Genomic DNA, 16,913 nt, shown 5'->3' with positions numbered 1-16,913 from the left:
ATTTTTAGTTTTTTGATACAATGCGTGAAAAGAAAGTAAGAGATACCTAACGTGCTGCCAGTTCAAGATATTTATCAATCCCTGTTAACCACATTACAGAGTAACCCAATGGCCTTATTACAAGCGCCACCGGGAGCGGGTAAATCAACATGGCTGCCTCTAACCTTAATGCGCGAAGGGCACTTTAAACGCATTGTTATGTTAGAGCCAAGACGACTGGCCGCACGCAATATTGCCCAGTATTTGGCAAGTCAGCAGAATGAAATAGTCGGTGACAGTGTCGGCTTACGCATTCGTGGCGAATCAAAAGTAAGTTCTACAACTAAACTCGAAATTGTCACTGAAGGCATGCTGACGCGTATGTTGCAAAATGACCCAGAGCTTAGTGATGTAGACTTACTTATTTTTGATGAGTTTCACGAGCGCTCAATTGCCGCAGATACGGCTTTGGCATTTGCCCTCGAAACACAGGCGGCACTTCGCGATGATTTAAAAATCTTACTGATGTCGGCAACCTTAGACGGCGAACGTTACAGTGAGTTTTTCAGCTGTCCTATTATCTCATCACAAGGACGAAGCTACCCTATTGATGAAGTGTATATTCCACTTAAAGACGAAAGCCGTTGGCTCGATGACATACCTGCACTAATAAAACAGGCGCTTAGTGAGCAATCGGGCAGTGCTTTAGTGTTCTTACCTGGGCAGCGTGAAATCATGCGCGTTCAGCAGTCTTTAAATGATTTAAATGATAGCGTTGAAGTATTTAGCCTGTATGGTGAGCAAAATAAAAAAGAGCAACAAGCTGCTATTGCGCCCGCTAAAAATGGCAAACGCAAAGTGGTACTAACCACCAATGTCGCTGAAACCAGTTTGACCATTGAAGGAATACGTATTGTGGTTGATAGCGGCAAACGCCGTGCTGCCAATTTCAATTTAAAAACCGGTGTTACAGAGCTTGTTACGCAAAGTATCTCTCGTTCTTCAGCTATACAGCGCGCAGGTCGTGCTGGGCGAATTGAGCCGGGGGTTGTGTATCGTTTAGGCTCTAAGCAAACCTTTGAGCGCCGTAACAGTCATGATGCGCCAGAAATTCTGACCAGTGATATTAGTCAGTTGTTATTAGAGGCAAAGCAGTGGGGGGCATCACTTGCTGAGCTTAGCTTACTCGACCCACCTAGTAACCAGCAAATTAAACAGGCAACGGCACTTTTGAAAATGCTCGAAGCCATTGATAAAAATGAAAAGCTAACACCCCTTGGCAGTCAAATGCTGAGTTATGGAGCCGATATTCGTCTCTCACACATGCTCATTAAGGCAAAGCAACTGGATCAGCGCATGCCTGGTATTTATATATTAGCGGGGTATTTAACGGCGCTGCTTGAAAGCCGCATTAGTATGCCAGCTGATCTTAATTTGGCATTACATAGTCAGCACAGTAAACCGCACCCAGTATTTAAGCAGCAATTAAATTATTGGCTATCGCGCTTACAGCTCAAGCCGGTTAATGAGCTTAAAACAGAGTACTTGTCGCTGCTGGTGGCACTTGCCTTTCCTGACCGTTTAGCCAAAAAGCGCGGTAATGGTTATTTACTTGCCAATGGTGCGGGCGCCGACTTAAGTGAGGAGTTTTGGCATAACGATGACTATATTGCCATTGCGCATATGGGCGGTCATAAGGGAAACCGGGTTTTTGCTGCTGTTGCCTTTATGCCAAGTGAGCTAGAAGATGATCTTTCGCATTTATTTACTGAGCAAACTCGCTGCGAATACGATGAAAAAGCAGGGCGTTTTATCCATCAAGATGAGCTCAAGCTCGGTGCTATCACCATAGCGAGTCAACCAAGTAAACAGCCCCTAGATAAGAGCGAGCGCACTAAAGCGTGGTTAAATTTATTTAGTAAGCAGGGCTTTTCGTTATTTAATGAACAACCCGACAGTGAGCAGTTACTCACTCGAATGAGCTTGGCAAGTAAGCTGTTACCAGAGTCATTCCCGCTTTTAAATCACGATGAATTAATTGCCGATAACCAATGGCTTGCACCTTATTTGGATGATATTAAAAACCTTGAGCAATTAAAAAAGTTCAATTACAGCGAAGCAATTAAAAGCTGTTTTGATTGGCAGCAGCAAAGTTTATTGAATGAATTGCTGCCTTTGCGATTAACAGTGCCAAGTGGTTCAAATGTAAAAGTGACCTATCAGCTTGATGGCCCTGCGAAGCTCAGTGTGCGCATGCAAGAAGTGTATGGCATGACCAGCACGCCTTTGCTGGCACAAGGTAAATTGCCATTATTAATGGAGCTATTATCACCAGCGCGGCGACCACTGCAGTTAACTCAAGACTTAGCTAACTTTTGGCAAACAAGTTACCGCGATGTGCAAAAAGAAATGAAAGGGCGTTATCCAAAACATTTTTGGCCAGACAACCCCGCCACCAGCCAAGCAACTAATAAAGTAAAAAGTAAGATGTGATTTTAATGAAGCTGAATGCTCAAAATTACAACACTTTGGATTAGGCTTAAGCGATTACTTCTAACCCTTTTTGCTCTGCCAGAGTGAGCATTTTCAATGCTGCTCCTCTTGGTGAGCTATCACCTTGCTCCCATTTTTTAACTAACTTGTCACTGACATTTAAGTATTGAGCAAAAACCGGTTGTGAAAGATTGTATTTCAGTCTTAAGTTACGAACTTGTTCGGGGGTAAATTCATGAACACTTGTAAGGCATAATGCGTCAAATTTACGCATCGTCGTTTTGTCTATAACTCCTGACTTTTTTAATCCACTCACTGTTTTGTGAACTGACTTTAATATGTCACTCATGATCATCACCTACAATTAAAAGTTCGCCATCATCGACTAGTTGTTCAAGTTCACTTTGGGAAAATCGAATAAACTCTTTTGCTAACTCTTTTAATGCTAACTTTTCTTTAGCATTTATATTAGCTCTAGCGTTTTTAGCAAACGCATAGAGAAAGAAATATTTATCACCAATTACAGCTCCAACGATAGTTCTGTAATCAGCTCTTTTTCCTTTACTGCCCATGGCTACGCGCTTTTTATAAACATTACCACCTAGGTCTGCATCGAAAAGGCCTGCTGACATCTCTATGCAAGCGTTTATTAAATCAATATCAGACAAACTTTCTTTTTTCGTGCGCGAAACAAAATCCTTTGTTTTATAAATCATAGTATACTCCATTAGGGTACACTTTCAATGTTTCACTCAGTAGCCAATCAATGATAATGAGGTTTTCATTGGTGTCCCTCTAATGTTGATAGCAGAGGTAATGGGTGATTACCAGCTATCTATCTGCGCAAAACCAATACGAATAAAATAAACCGTTACAATTTCTAACCCTGTTTTGGTTTCTCTTTTATTGGCTGTTTAGTAGTCTAATTGAGTCATTAGTAAAAAAGAGAAAGTTGGTGTCAGCAGCTATTACCCTTACTCAATACGTTAAAAAACGTACAGGTGTGCCTCTGGGGCATAAAGATTCGCTGCGCAATATGCTGACACGCTCGCTGGGTGCGAGTTCGTTTTATCTATTTTGGCGATATTGGAATCCGGTGTGGAGCTATTACTTATCTCGGTATGTCATGAAGCCTTGCAATGACATTATGCCGGTTTGGTGTGCGGTTGTTGTTACTTTTGCCGTCAGTGGGGCGCTGCACGATTTAGCGGTGAGTTTAGTGAAGTTAAAGCCACTATTCTTTTTTACTCCTTGGTTTACTGTGATGGGCGCTTTGGTATTAGTAAGCAAGTATAGCCAAATACAGTTTAGCTCTGCTCCTTGGTGGTTAAGAGCGCTCGCCAACATCAGCTTTATTGTATTGAGCTATTGGTTGACGAGCCACTTTTTTTAGTGCGTTACTGCGTTGCTAAAGGGTAGTCAGTGTAGCCTTTAGCACCGCCTCCAAATAGGGTATCTGGATCATGCTGAGCCAGTTCAATGCCTTGTTCAATGCGCGCTGGCAGATCTGGGTTGGCAACAAACGGGCGACCAAAACCAATTAAATCAGCCCAGCCTGCGGCTAATGCTTGCTCTGCTTTATCGCCAGTGTATTTGCCCGCATAAATCATTAATCCAGCATAGTTTTCACGTAGCGCTTGCTTAAAACTTTGCTCCATTAAAGGTGCATCATCCCAATCAGCTTCGGCAATGTGCAGGTAAGCAACGTTAAGGTCATTGAGTACTTTTGCTGCGCCAATATAGGTTTCAAACGGGTTATCATCGACCGTCCCATTGAGGGTTGTGAGTGGAGCAAGGCGTACGCCAACTCGCTCAGCGCCAATTTCATCACATACCGCTTGTGTCACTTGTTGTAAAAAGCGTAAGCGGTTTTCTAAACTGCCGCCGTATTCATCAGTGCGTTGGTTCGACTCTGAATCAATAAATTGATTAATTAAGTAACCATTGGCAGCGTGAAGTTCAATACCATCAAACCCTGCATCAACTGCATTACGGGCAGCTTGGCGATATTCGCTTATAACCTGTTTGATGTCGTCATGGCTCATTGCGCGTGGCTGTGCAGTGGCAACAAAGTCGGGTTTGTCATCTTCATCAATAAAAACTTTTACGTCTTTAGCTGCAATCGCAGATGGCGCAATTGGTTGCTCGCCACCTGTGTTACTTGGGTGAGATACGCGGCCAACATGCCAAAGCTGAGCGAACATAATGCCACCAGCTTGATGAACTTTGTCGGTTACTTTTTTCCAGCCGGCAATTTGCTCGGCAGTGTAAATACCCGGTGTCCAAGCATAACCCTTACCTAGGGCTGATATTTGTGTACCTTCGCTAATAATTAAGCCAGCACTGGCACGTTGTGCATAGTAGTCGGCCATTAATTCATTGGCGATATCACCTGGTTGTGATGAGCGAGAGCGAGTCATCGGTGGCATGACAATACGGTTTTTTAAAGTATGACCGGCAAGTTGTATAGTATCGAATAATTTGTTCATTACGGCTCCTTGAAAGCGAATATGCTTTCAGCATAACGAAAATTATTTATGAAATTAATGCCGGTAATCACAAAACACTTTTGTTAAAAGTGCAAAAAAACTACAGCGTTAACCTGGGTGCTATAAAGTCTAAAAACGCTAATACTCGTGATGACACACCGCTGTTTTGATAATACACCGCATGCACTTTTTCGCGACGATTAGGGCTCAGTACTTCGCCTTCGAGCACTTTAACTAAACGGCCTGCTTTTAAATCTTCGTTGATCATAAATTCCGACAACAAGGAAATGCCATGACCTTGAATACAAAGTTGGCGCACAGTTTCACCGCTTGATGCACTGATTGAAAATTTAAGGTCTAAAGGTGTGGTTAGCGGCCAGTGATTTAAATGCGGCGCGTCGGTAAAACCAATAAGCTGGTGTGAGGCTAAGTCGGTTAGCTCATTTAATGGCGGTGCTGCTTTTAAATAATTAGGGCTGGCAACGAGCTGTAATTTACTGACTCCCAAAGTGCGCGCATGCAAGTTTGAGTCAGCAAGCTCACCAATACGAATAGCAATATCGGTTTTATGCTCAAGCAAATCGATAATGTTGTCGTGGCTGGTGATCTCAAGTTTTATGTCAGGATAAGCTTGGTTAAAGGCTTTTAAATGTGGTGCTAATTGGTGAAACACAAAAGGACTTGCGGCATCGACTCTTAATTTTCCTGAAGGGGCGCAGTGTAGAAGCTTTAAGGCTTCTTCGCCTTGTGCTAGCTGACTGAGTGCTTCTCTAGCATAGCCTAAAAATAACTGACCTTCTTCGGTCAGCTCAATACGTCTTGTGGTGCGGTTGAATAAGGTAACGTTTAATGATTTTTCAAGCCGAGTTACCGCCCGTGATATTTTTGCTACTTGCTCATCTAAGGCATTGGCTGCACTTGAGAAGCCGCCGGTATCAACCACGCTAATAAATGCTTCTAAATCTTGGGTGTTGAAGATCACGCTCATGGTTTTACCTTTTCATTTTTGACAAAAGTATTTTGTCACTACTGCTATTTTTTGCAAATTTAATTTTAGCCACAATAGCTGCACTTTCAAAATTAAATAGAGGATATGTGATGCCAATAGCATTACTTGCATTAACTCTCAGTGCGTTTGCCATAGGCACCACTGAGTTTGTGATTGTCGGCTTAGTGCCAACCATCGCTGATGATTTAGCGGTTTCGTTACCGAGTGCCGGGCTACTTGTTAGCTTGTACGCATTAGGGGTTGCGGTGGGGGCGCCAGTATTAACTGCGCTTACCGGACGCTGGAATCGAAAACATGTATTACTTAGCTTAATGAGCCTATTTGTAATCGGTAATTTACTGGCTTGGCAAGCACCTAGTTATGGTAGCTTGATCACCGCAAGGATTCTAACAGGCCTTGCCCATGGGGTGTTTTTCTCAATTGGTTCAACCATCGCTACTGGGCTTGTCAGTAAAGATAAAGAAGCTAGTGCCATTGCGATTATGTTTACCGGTTTAACGGTTGCATTAGTAACCGGTGTGCCATTAGGAACGTGGATTGGTCAGCACTTTGGTTGGCGAGCGACCTTTTTAGTGGTGTCTTTACTGGGTTTAATTGCACTGATTGGTAGCGCGTTTTTAATTCCGAGCAACTTAAAGCAAAGTAAACCAGCTACTTTGAGTGAGCAGCTAAAAGTAATGGTGCAACCTAGGCTTTTACTGGTGTACTTGATGACCATACTTGGTTATGGCGGCACATTTACTGCCTTTACTTATTTAGCGCCAATTTTAGAGCAGCAAACTGGATTTGCATCAGCCACCATTAGCTTAATTATGCTGGTATATGGGGTATCGGTTGCTGTTGGCAATATCTACGGCGGTAAGTTAGCTGATAAAAAAGGCCCGATTAGTGCGCTGACCATTATCTTTAGTGCTTTGAGTATTGTGCTGTTAGTGCTGACCTTTACCATGCAATCTAAAGTCGCTGCGGTACTGACCATACTTGTATGGGGGGCATTTGCGTTTGGTAATGTGCCTGGGCTGCAAGTCTATGTGGTTAAACTTGCCGAAAAGTTCACACCGAATGCTGTCGATGTTGCCTCAGGGTTAAACATTGCAGCGTTTAATATCGGTATTGCGCTGGGCTCAGTGTTAGGTGGTGTTGTTGTTGAAAACTACTCATTGCAAGACACTGCTTGGATTGGTGCTATCATTAGTCTAGCGGCGTTAATTGCAACACGATACAGCGGTTATTTAGATAAACGCGAGACCCCAAGGCCACAAACAGCTTAAACTAATATATTGATAGTTCGGGGCTTTGTCGTTATTTTAGGTGCGTAGTTTGATTATTAGTCAATAACTAAAACCACAAGGAATAACGATGAAGCACCTTTATTTTCTAGCTATTTGCCTGTTAAGCACATTTACTAGCCAAGCAAAGCAAGCTAACCCAGAGCTCACAGCATTAGCACAGCAGTACTTTAATACCATGGTTGCAACACAAGCACCTAATGCTACCAACAAAGAGCTAGAAGCTTTTTTAGCTTTATTAACTGATGATGTAGCAAACCAACATTTACCTTATCAAACAGATGATTCAAGAGAGCCAGATGGCAAAGCGATGATGCGCAAAGGCATGACTTTTTACCTTGGTGCGCACACTGAATACCAAGCAAACTTACTCGATACCTTTATTTTTAATGATTCTGCCATTGCCTTGCGTTATACCCATCATGCTAAAGGTATACACCCGCAAAACCAGCAAGAAATTGAATACACGCAAACCATTATGGATGTGCTCGAAATCGAAGATGGCAAGATAGCGGTTATTCGTAAATACCACGAATGAGCCTCGCTTAACTTTTAGCCTAATATGAGCGCTTTTATAAGCGCTTTTTTATTAAAAATACGCCTGCAATAAATTTTCTCTTTTTTCCGCATTTTAGCCTAAATTCATACTTTTTAGGCTTTATTTTGAATAAATTTAAAACTTTTTTATATATCGGATAATAAACGTAAGAACAGTGGGTTAGCTTAACTTACGAGTGTAGCTTTGCGGTTGTTTACAATTTGTCAACCTTGAATTGCCATGCTCATTACCTTAATCTTTATTTTAATTGAACGTTCAATCAATAAAAAATTATGCCGAAAGTTGGAATGGAACCTGTTCGTCGTCAGCAGTTAATTGACGCCACAATAGAGTCGGTTGCAGAGCTTGGTTTGCAAGGCACCACCATAAATAGCATTAGTAAAAAGGCGGGCTTATCGTCTGGCATTATCAGTCATTATTTTGGTGGTAAGCAGGGCTTAATTGAAGCCACTGTGCGTTATTTATTGACCAGCTTAAAGCAAGCTCTGATGAACCAAGTAACGCCGCAGACCAGCCCAGAGCAACGATTAATGTTTATCGTTGAAGCAAACTTTTCGCGCATTCAGCAGCAAAGCAATAACACCAAAACTTGGTTGAGCTTTTGGGCGCATTCAATGCACGACGTCCAGTTGCATCGCTTACAAAACGTAAATAGTAAACGTTTATTTAGTAACTTATTAAGCTCATTCAAACAGTTAATGAGCGATAGTGATGCCAACTTAGCCGCTGAGTTAAGTGCAGCCATGATCGATGGTTTATGGCTAAGAGCTGTATTAAGTAAGTCAGACCAAGATCAATTCGAACATTGTGAGCAATTAGCTAAAGACTACATTCGTTCACTGATAAAACAGTATGGAGCCTAAAATGACCACACCTGTTTACGAAAATTTTATTAATGGCCATTTTTTAAAGAATCAAACTGGCGATACCTTTGCGGTTAAGAACCCTGCAACGGATGAAGTGATTTATCACGTTGAAATCGCTGATGAGTTTATTCAAAACGCGGCAATCGAAAGCGCAAAACAAGGGTTTGCAGCATGGTCTGCAATGACGCCAATTGAGCGTAGCCGTATTTTATTAAAAGCCGTGGCAATCTTACGCGAACGTAACGATGAACTGGCAAAAGTAGAAGTACTTGATACGGGGAAGCCTTGGCAAGAAGCCGAGTGTGTCGATGTTGAAACAGGCGCCGATGTTATCGAATATTTTGCTGGTCTTGCGCCTGCACAAGTGGGTCAGCAACAAATGGTTGGCAATGACTTTTACTACACACGTAAAGAGCCTTTAGGTATTTGTGCAGGTATTGGTGCATGGAACTATCCACTGCAAATTGCGTGTTGGAAATCAGGCCCAGCACTGGCTGCGGGTAATGCGGTTATTTTCAAACCTTCTGAAGAAACACCTCTTGGTGCAATTAAACTTGCAGAGATTTTCATCGAAGCGGGTGTACCTGCTGGCGTATTCAACGTTGTGCAAGGCGCTGCTGAAGTAGGGCAATGGTTAACAGCAAACCCAAATATTGAAAAAGTGTCTTTCACTGGTGAAGTAGGCACAGGCAAAAAAGTAATGGCAAGCGCTGCTGGTTCACTTAAAGATGTGACCATGGAGCTTGGTGGTAAGTCACCGTTATTAGTATTTGATGATGCCGATGTATCACAAGCTGTTAGTGCGGCAATGTTAGGTAATTTTTATACGCAAGGCGAAATTTGCACTAACTGTACGCGCATTTATGTGCATAAAAATGTTTATCAGCAGTTTATTGATGAGCTGAAAACACGCACTGAGCAAAATATTATTGCTGGCGACCCAATGGATCCGGAGGTGAATTTAGGGGCGCTTATCTCTAAAAAACACCAAGAGCTTGTACTTGGCTATATCGATAAAGGTATTCAAGAAGGCGCAACCTTGCTAACAGGTGGTAAGGCTCTGTCACCTGCATCTGCACCAAACGGTTACTTTGTTGAACCGACCGTTTTTGTCGACTGTAAAGACGACATGACCATAGTTAAAGAAGAGATCTTTGGCCCGGTAATGAGCGTGTTGGTGTTTGATGATGAAGATGACGTTATTCAGCGTGCAAACGATACCCACCTTGGCTTAGCCGCAGGCGTGTTCACTAAAGATATTCAGCGTGCACACCGCGTGATCCATCAATTACAAGCCGGTATTTGTTGGATAAACAGCTATGGTAATTCACCTGCAGAAATGCCAGTAGGTGGTTATAAGCAATCAGGAATCGGCCGTGAAAACGGTATCGAAACCTTAGATCACTATACCCAAACTAAATCGATTTATGTGGGTATGAGCAATATAGAGAGTCCATTTTAATGAGTACACAGAACTATGATTACATCATAGTCGGTGCTGGCTCAGCAGGCTGCGTGTTGGCAAACCGACTATCAGCAGACCCTTCTAATAAGGTGTTATTACTTGAAACGGGCGGTAGTGATAAAAGCATTTTTATAAAGATGCCTACCGCGCTATCAATCCCAATGAATACTGACAAATATGCATGGCAATTTCATACCGAGCCAGAGCCGTATTTAGATAACCGTCAAATGCACTGCCCACGAGGTAAGGTGTTAGGTGGCTCATCATCGATTAACGGCATGGTGTATGTACGTGGTCATGCCAAAGATTTTGATGAATGGCAGCAACACGGCGCTAAGGGCTGGGATTACCAAGCATGCTTACCGTACTTTAAACGTGCTGAATCATTCTACTTAGGTGGTAACAGTTACCGTGGCGATAACGGCCCATTAGGGGTTAATAACGGTAATGAAATGGCTAACCCGCTTTATAAAGCCTTTATCAAAGCGGGCCAACAAGCAGGTTATGCGCAAACTGATGACTACAATGCAGCCCAGCAAGAAGGTTTTGGGCCAATGCATATGACAGTTAAAGATGGCGTAAGAAGCTCTGCTAGCCGTGAGTATTTAGACCCAGTTAAGTCACGTAAAAACCTAACGCTAATCACCGGTGCTTTAGCTGAAAAAGTATTGCTCGAAGGCAAAAAAGCCGTTGGTGTTGAGTTTTCAGTGTCTGGCTCTAAGCAGCAGGCATTTGCAGCAAAAGACGTTATTTTAAGTGCGGGCCCAATTGGTTCACCGCATATTCTGCAATTATCAGGTATTGGTGATAAAGACATCCTGAGCGAAGCGGGGGTTGAGGTTAAACATCACTTACCAGGTGTTGGCCAAAACTTACAAGATCACTTGGAGTTTTACTTCCAATATAAGTGTAAGCAACCAATTACTTTAAACGGAAAATTAGGCCTTGTTTCAAAAGGGCTAATTGGTGCTCGTTGGTTATTAAATCGCTCAGGTTTAGGGGCGACGAACCATTTTGAATCATGTGCATTTATTCGCTCAAAACCGGGTGTTGAATGGCCAGATATTCAGTATCACTTTTTACCAGCTGCCATTCGTTATGACGGTAAAAGTGCCTTTGATGGTCATGGCTTCCAAGTTCATGTTGGGCATAACAAACCAAAAAGCCGTGGTGCAGTAACGATTAAGTCGGCGGATCCTCAGGTTGCGCCAAAGATCCAATTTAACTACTTACAGCATCAAGATGACATTGAAGGCTTTAGAGCTTGTGTACGTCTAACTCGCGAGATTATTGAGCAAAGTGCGTTTGATGAGTATCGCGATGGTGAAATTCAACCCGGTAAAGATGTTCAAAGCGATGAAGAAATAGATGCGTTTGTTCGTCAAGCGGTTGAGAGTGCTTACCATCCGTCATGTTCGTGCAAGATGGGTGAAGACGAGATGGCCGTGGTTAACTCGCAAACTCAAGTGCACGGTATCGAAGGTTTACGGGTTGTAGATTCATCTATTTTCCCAACCGTTCCAAACGGTAATTTAAATGCGCCAACCATTATGGTGGCAGAAAAAGCGGCGGACCACATCTTAGGTAAGCCTGTGTTATCGGCATCAACTGCAGATGTTGCTATGGAAAAACAATGGCAATCAACGCAGCGTAGTTCGGAGATCTAATAAGGCCACCCGCAGTTTCGGCTGTGGGGCTTGCAGTGGCGCGCATCACGAGTTGTTTGTGATGCGTTAATGCGAGGAATAAAACTGGAGAAACAATGAAGTATTATTACTTATTTTGGGGGGGTAACTATGACCTTTTGGCTTAGTGCTGGCATCATTTTTACCCTGTTAGCAATTGCGGTTATTTTATTTAAATGGGGTACGGTAAGGTGTGTTGGCGTCACACCGGTTAGAACGTTTACGTTCATTGCAATTTTATTTACATCGGGCCTAGATGTTGGCTTGATTATGTTTCCACTGACAGAGTTTGCAGGTTATGCAGACATAAAAGCAAGCCCAGAGTATGCGTTTGCCAATCCATTAGCCATCGAGTTTGGTTTTTGGGGCTTCTTGATCTGGGGATTTTATTTCCTTACGTGCTTTTATTTCTGTGTAATAGAACCCAAAGTAAAATTTTTTGAAATTGCTTGGGTAAAACTAATAAATAACATCGTTATTATTGGTACATGCGCATTTACTGCATTTTTACTGCTGTCGAATTTACCTTGGTATTTGCCGTCGCTTGGTGATGGTGAGTCAATTATTCCGACATTCTACTTAATGGTGTTTGCAGCGATTTGTTTTGCTGTGTATTCGAGCACAGACATTAAGTATGTACGCTTTTTAAGTATTTCTACTACTTGGTTGTTTATCGCTTTAATCGCATTTATGTGGTTCGGTGCCTTTGTGGGTTCTGATGCACAAACATCAGCATTTGTTGATAATCTTGCGTTAATTGGCAGCTACTTTGGCAACATTAATGAGTTTGTATTACCACTAAATGATTACCATGCCTTCTACCTGTTTTGGTGGTTTGCTTGGAGCATTATGATTGGTCAATTTACTTCGCGCTTTGTGGGTGGTTTAAAAACTTACCAAGTGCTGGCAGCTATGTTGATTTTCCCGTCTATTCCAATCGCTATCTGGTTTAGTGTTTTGTATCAATACCATGAAGCGGGTATTGCAACAGCAGGCCTGAAAAACATCGCTATGGTGTTTGTTGGTGTGGTGTTTGTGATCAACTCACTTGATTCTTTGATCCGTTTATACACAGATAACCTAAACTTAACGGTGAAACGTTTAGGTAAATTTAATTATATTGCCTTAAATGTGGTGGCGCTTTCATTGTTAACCCTGCTGTTTAAGTTCGACTTTTTACAGATCCAATGGGTTGGTGCGCTCGTTATTGCATTATTTTTCGGCTGTGCTGCGTTTATTGGCTACAGCAAGTTAAAAACAGTGAAAAATATCGAAGGCTCACCAAAAGACAATAAATTAGATTACACAAAAATAGAAACAGTTAGCTAGGGGAAACCAACATGACAACAAGACAAACAGTATTAGCAGCAGCGTTGCCATTGGCATTACTATCGACATCAGCCATGGCTGACTTATCGACTACGGTTACATTGGCATCAGATTACACCTTCAATGGTGTAAGCCAGACTCAGAATGATCCTGCAATTCAAGGTAGTTTAGATTACGCCTTTGCCGATTCAGGCATGTATGTAGGTACTTGGGCTTCAAATGTAGATTTTGGTGAAGGTACTGACATTGAGTGGGATGCTTATTTTGGTAATTATGTTGAGATAAACGATGCCCTTAGTGTTGATTATGGTATTGCTTATTACTCTTACCATGGTGAAGATTACTCAAGCGACGGTAATTATTTTGAGACTTATGCAAAGTTTGGTTACACCAATAGTCTGGGTTTCACAGAACTTAACTTTTGGTACGCTTGGGATTATTTCGGTACCGATGCTGGACATGTAATTTCTATGCTTGCGCATACCTTTGAAATTGCCCCAAATCATGCAATTCGTGCCAGTTTTGATGTATCTAACTCATTAGATGGCAATAAGTTTGCTTGGGATGGTAATGACAAGTCATACAACCATTATCGTTTAGCCTATCAAACAAGCTTTGCAGGTTTTGATTTTGAGCTTGCTGGCGAAAATACCAGCCTAGACTGGGATACCGCAGACGAGCGTATTGTCGCGTCTATTTCACGTAGCTTTGATTTATAAGTAGCGTTTTATAGTACGGCTTTAATAAAACGGCTAACCTTTGTTAGCCGTTTTTTTATGCTTAGAATATGGGTATTAAATCTCTTCGCCTTCGTGTTGCATCGCTAAATCATCAAGCTCTGCAAGGGTGTAATCAAAGCCACTATTATCGACTTCGTAACGTATTTTCACGCCATAACCACCTTGGCAAAGACTCGCAGTGACCTTAGCCACTGACCAATGCTTAAGCTTGTTTAAAAACCGATTGGCGGTTTGCTGTGAGTCAAAGCGATAACTGACTTGCGATTCCATCTCTTTTCTAGCCTAAAATTTTTTCGAGAGTGTATGAAATTGCTCTGTTTAAATCAATTGCTCATTGAAAAACGCCAATGTGCGCTGCCACGACAGCTCCGCCTGTTTTTCATCATAACGAGAGGTAGAGTCGTTATGAAAACCATGATTTGCCTGTTCATGCATATGCATAGTGTAAGGCACTTGATGTGCTTTTAAGTCGCTCTCGTATTCTGGCCACGTTGCATTAACGCGTTTATCAAATTCAGCTAAGTGTACAAGTAGCGGGGCTTTGATATTTTGTCTGAGTTCTTTAACGGCTGGAGTGCCGTAATAGGGCACGCCCGCATTGATTAGTTTGCTATCAACGGCTGCTAGGTAGTTAACCATATAACCACCAAAGCAAAAGCCTACCGCACCGAGTTTGCCATTACTATTTGGGTGTCTTTTTATGTATTCAGCTGCGGCAATAAAGTCTTGTTGGATTTTTTCTTTATCCATAGAGCGCTGCATGGCGCGACCTTCATCGTCATTGCCAGGGTAGCCACCAAGAGGGTGTAATGCATCTGGCGCAAAGGCAATAAATCCAGCTTTGGCAAGGCGACGAGCAACATCTTTAATATAAGGGTTTAAGCCTCTGTTTTCGTGGATCACTAACACTAATGGGTGCTTACCCGTTAAATTAGCAGGTTCGACTAAATAACCTTTACCTTCGCCGTGACCTTTAAACGAGTCAAAGGTTTTATAGCTGGCTTTGATATCAGGGTCATTAAAGGACACTTGCTCAGCTAATGCGTAGTTTGGCAGTAAAGCGCTACTTAGCATTGCCATTGAATAACCAAGGGCGACTAAGCCACCTAGCTTTTTCATAAAGGTACGGCGGTCCATCAAGCCATGGGCGTATTCATCGTACCAATCGAAAGCTTCTTGGGGAATGTGATTGTGGCGTTGCTCAGTCATACTTATATCCTTTAAAAACGAGTTAGGTTTATAACTTTAGCTGAAATATCAGCGATTAACAGCCAGTTGCTTTGTTTGTATTACCATATCCATAAAGCGGCGCTGCCAAATAGCCTTAAAGGCTTTGTTAAATAGGTATAAAAATATTAGCGGCATTAATAACAGCTTTAAAATTAGTAGAGACAAGATATTCAAAAAGTCGATGAATAAGTCTTCGACGGCTGCCACCATGTTGCTAATGCCAGAGGTGACGGTATCGATAATTTTGCTCACTTGCGATGATTGGTCTTGGTTAAGTGATGCATTTAAGTTTTCTAGTTGTTCGTTTAAGGCGTCTTTGTCTAGGTTCAGCTGTCTTTGCTGGTTTAGTACCGCATTAAACTGCGCTGTTAATTGCTGCTTTTTATCAAGTAATGGCTTGGCTTGTTCAAGCTCAGTAAAGGTCAGTCGCTCAGACAAGCTGCGAGTTGCTTGAATCGCTTCTATTTGGGTATCGACCTCTGTTAGCTTAACTTTGAGTTCTGTCGCTTGCTGGTGGTTCTTAATCTGCTGCTCATTTAATATAGAGAGCTTGTCGAAGATGGTTTGTTTTTCACTATCGACCTCGGCCTTTAGCTTGGCAGATAAGGCCGAGGTATTATTTGCACTGCTATTCACTGTCTCGACTTTCTCGCTCACCAGCTCACTTTGCTGGTTAATTTGCTCATCTAAGAATATCTGGCTGACGAGGCCTGTTGTCAGCACCACCGCAGGCACTAAAAAGCGAATTAAAATCAGGCTTGCCATAATCTTATGACGTAAGTTAGGTAAATAGTTACGCCATTCACAGATAAAGTAAGCGACGACCGAAACAGTAAAAACACCACTAAAAATAACCCCAGAAGAAATGGTGTATAAAATGCGCTGTAAAAATAACGAGCCTATTGCAAGGCGCATAGCATCCGACATGTATTCAGCTAGGTCATTTACTGGGTCGAGTAGTTGTGCAGGTTGAATACTGGCAATACCAATGCCCACTTCGGCTGATTGCAATAGCGATATAGCAGCATTAACTGTACGAGATGAAGCATACACTAGGGTTGATTGTACAAGGGCGCTGTCGATAAAGCGCATAATGAAATGGTTATAATGCTCTAGCCAACAAAGAAGTAGCAGTATTGTAAGAGATAAATACTTGATAATATGTTGTTTAGTTAGCATAACGCCCCCGACAGTTAGTACGTTTCTTCACGCTACACTATTCATAGCCGTTGAAGCAATCTAATAGGATTGAATTATTTTGCCGATTAACTGTCTATGAATTGCTATTCATCGCTTTAGAGGAAATATGAAAGAACCTGCATCAATTGGCCAGTGCTGTATTGAAGATTTAGATCCCGTGCAAGACTTAGGTCGCTTAGTCTCTTATTTACGTTCAAATCTGGTGACTCATCTTGATAATGCGTTAGAGGATAAAGAGCTAACCTCGGCTCAGTACATCGTGGTTGTGCTACTTGCACGCGGTAAAGTAAATACCTTGGCTGAGCTTTGTGAGCACATGGTGTATGACCGTGGTGCCATGAGTCGATTACTTTCTCGTTTAGAAGACAAGGGCTTAGTTGCTAAGAAGCAGTCAGTTGAAGATCGCCGTTCAACTCTTTTATGCCTCACAGAAAAAGGCCAACAGCTCTACCCGGAAATTTTACCCACTGTAAATGATATCTATCGCAAAGCACTCACAGGCTTCTCTGATGATGAGCAAAAGCAACTCGCAAGCTTACTATTTAGAGCAATTCATAATTTAAAAGCATAAATTTCTCTA

The 16,913-nt window shown here is 42.2% G+C and carries 17 protein-coding genes; 10 read left to right on the top strand and 7 right to left on the bottom strand.

Annotated elements, in window-relative coordinates; translation table 11 throughout:
• Positions 1–51: 51 nt before the first annotated feature.
• Positions 52–2,472 carry an ATP-dependent helicase HrpB gene (gene hrpB / locus L1272_RS02190; protein WP_235372635.1) on the top strand — a complete coding sequence of 807 codons (2,421 nt, stop codon included), beginning with the start codon at positions 52–54 and terminating at the stop codon, positions 2,470–2,472.
• Positions 2,473–2,518: 46 nt separating this feature from the next.
• Here hrpB and L1272_RS02185 read toward each other — a convergent pair whose 3' ends face one another.
• Together L1272_RS02185 and L1272_RS02180 are read right to left on the bottom strand one after the other, a co-directional pair.
• On the bottom strand, positions 2,519–2,821 hold the full coding sequence (locus L1272_RS02185; protein WP_138600233.1) for a helix-turn-helix domain-containing protein: 303 nt from the start codon (positions 2,819–2,821) through the stop codon (positions 2,519–2,521).
• Positions 2,814–3,188, bottom strand: a complete 375-nt coding sequence (locus L1272_RS02180; RefSeq protein WP_235372634.1) for a type II toxin-antitoxin system RelE/ParE family toxin — start codon at positions 3,186–3,188, stop codon at positions 2,814–2,816. Before L1272_RS02180 ends, L1272_RS02185 begins: the two co-directional genes overlap by 8 nt.
• Before the next feature lie 239 nt (positions 3,189–3,427).
• Here L1272_RS02180 and L1272_RS02175 point away from each other — a divergent pair, with 239 nt between their 5' ends.
• Positions 3,428–3,865 (top strand): acyltransferase, encoded by a 438-nt coding sequence (locus tag L1272_RS02175; protein ID WP_138600237.1) that lies wholly within the window; start codon positions 3,428–3,430, stop codon positions 3,863–3,865.
• 4 nt (positions 3,866–3,869) lie between these two features.
• Here the strand turns inward: L1272_RS02175 and L1272_RS02170 are convergent, their stop codons facing one another.
• Together L1272_RS02170 and L1272_RS02165 are read right to left on the bottom strand one after the other, a co-directional pair.
• Positions 3,870–4,961 carry an alkene reductase gene (locus L1272_RS02170; RefSeq protein WP_235372633.1) on the bottom strand — a complete coding sequence of 364 codons (1,092 nt, stop codon included), beginning with the start codon at positions 4,959–4,961 and terminating at the stop codon, positions 3,870–3,872.
• A gap of 100 nt (positions 4,962–5,061) precedes the next feature.
• Positions 5,062–5,949, bottom strand: coding sequence for a LysR substrate-binding domain-containing protein (locus L1272_RS02165; RefSeq protein WP_194442603.1), 888 nt, complete (start codon positions 5,947–5,949; stop codon positions 5,062–5,064).
• A gap of 110 nt (positions 5,950–6,059) precedes the next feature.
• On the opposite strand from L1272_RS02165, the gene L1272_RS02160 reads away from it, so the two are divergent.
• The 7 genes from L1272_RS02160 to L1272_RS02130 all read left to right on the top strand — a co-directional run bounded on the left by L1272_RS02160 (position 6,060) and on the right by L1272_RS02130 (position 13,882).
• Positions 6,060–7,241, top strand: coding sequence for an MFS transporter (locus tag L1272_RS02160; RefSeq protein ID WP_054554305.1), 1,182 nt, complete (start codon positions 6,060–6,062; stop codon positions 7,239–7,241).
• 88 nt (positions 7,242–7,329) lie between these two features.
• Entirely contained in the window at positions 7,330–7,797 is a 468-nt protein-coding gene (locus L1272_RS02155) for a nuclear transport factor 2 family protein (RefSeq protein WP_054554306.1), read from the top strand.
• 293 nt (positions 7,798–8,090) lie between these two features.
• Positions 8,091–8,681, top strand: coding sequence for a transcriptional regulator BetI (gene betI, locus L1272_RS02150; RefSeq protein ID WP_235372632.1), 591 nt, complete (start codon positions 8,091–8,093; stop codon positions 8,679–8,681).
• 1 nt (position 8,682) lies between these two features.
• Entirely contained in the window at positions 8,683–10,146 is a 1,464-nt protein-coding gene (betB, locus tag L1272_RS02145) for a betaine-aldehyde dehydrogenase (RefSeq protein WP_054554308.1), read from the top strand.
• Positions 10,146–11,816 carry a choline dehydrogenase gene (gene betA, locus L1272_RS02140; protein ID WP_194442601.1) on the top strand — a complete coding sequence of 557 codons (1,671 nt, stop codon included), beginning with the start codon at positions 10,146–10,148 and terminating at the stop codon, positions 11,814–11,816. Before betB ends, betA begins: the two co-directional genes overlap by 1 nt.
• A 129-nt stretch (positions 11,817–11,945) precedes the next feature.
• Positions 11,946–13,163, top strand: coding sequence for a choline transporter (locus tag L1272_RS02135; protein WP_054554310.1), 1,218 nt, complete (start codon positions 11,946–11,948; stop codon positions 13,161–13,163).
• Positions 13,164–13,174: 11 nt separating this feature from the next.
• Positions 13,175–13,882 carry a TorF family putative porin gene (locus L1272_RS02130; RefSeq protein WP_138600250.1) on the top strand — a complete coding sequence of 236 codons (708 nt, stop codon included), beginning with the start codon at positions 13,175–13,177 and terminating at the stop codon, positions 13,880–13,882.
• Between the two features lie 75 nt (positions 13,883–13,957).
• Here the strand turns inward: L1272_RS02130 and L1272_RS02125 are convergent, their stop codons facing one another.
• The 3 genes from L1272_RS02125 to L1272_RS02115 are packed head-to-tail and all read right to left on the bottom strand — an operon-like array spanning position 13,958 to position 16,312.
• Positions 13,958–14,173 (bottom strand): hypothetical protein, encoded by a 216-nt coding sequence (locus tag L1272_RS02125; RefSeq protein ID WP_054554312.1) that lies wholly within the window; start codon positions 14,171–14,173, stop codon positions 13,958–13,960.
• A gap of 48 nt (positions 14,174–14,221) precedes the next feature.
• On the bottom strand, positions 14,222–15,112 hold the full coding sequence (locus tag L1272_RS02120; RefSeq protein ID WP_199530093.1) for a dienelactone hydrolase family protein: 891 nt from the start codon (positions 15,110–15,112) through the stop codon (positions 14,222–14,224).
• A 48-nt stretch (positions 15,113–15,160) separates the two neighbouring features.
• Positions 15,161–16,312, bottom strand: a complete 1,152-nt coding sequence (locus tag L1272_RS02115; protein WP_199530094.1) for a hypothetical protein — start codon at positions 16,310–16,312, stop codon at positions 15,161–15,163.
• 127 nt (positions 16,313–16,439) lie between these two features.
• On the opposite strand from L1272_RS02115, the gene L1272_RS02110 reads away from it, so the two are divergent.
• Positions 16,440–16,904 (top strand): MarR family winged helix-turn-helix transcriptional regulator, encoded by a 465-nt coding sequence (locus tag L1272_RS02110; RefSeq protein ID WP_054554315.1) that lies wholly within the window; start codon positions 16,440–16,442, stop codon positions 16,902–16,904.
• Positions 16,905–16,913: the final 9 nt, after the last annotated feature.

Origin of the sequence: Pseudoalteromonas sp. PAST1 (assembly GCF_021532515.1) — a bacterium.
GTDB lineage: Bacteria > Pseudomonadota > Gammaproteobacteria > Enterobacterales > Alteromonadaceae > Pseudoalteromonas > Pseudoalteromonas simplex.
Note: the sequence above shows the minus strand (reverse complement) of the source record. Positions and strands in the feature narration are given on the sequence as shown.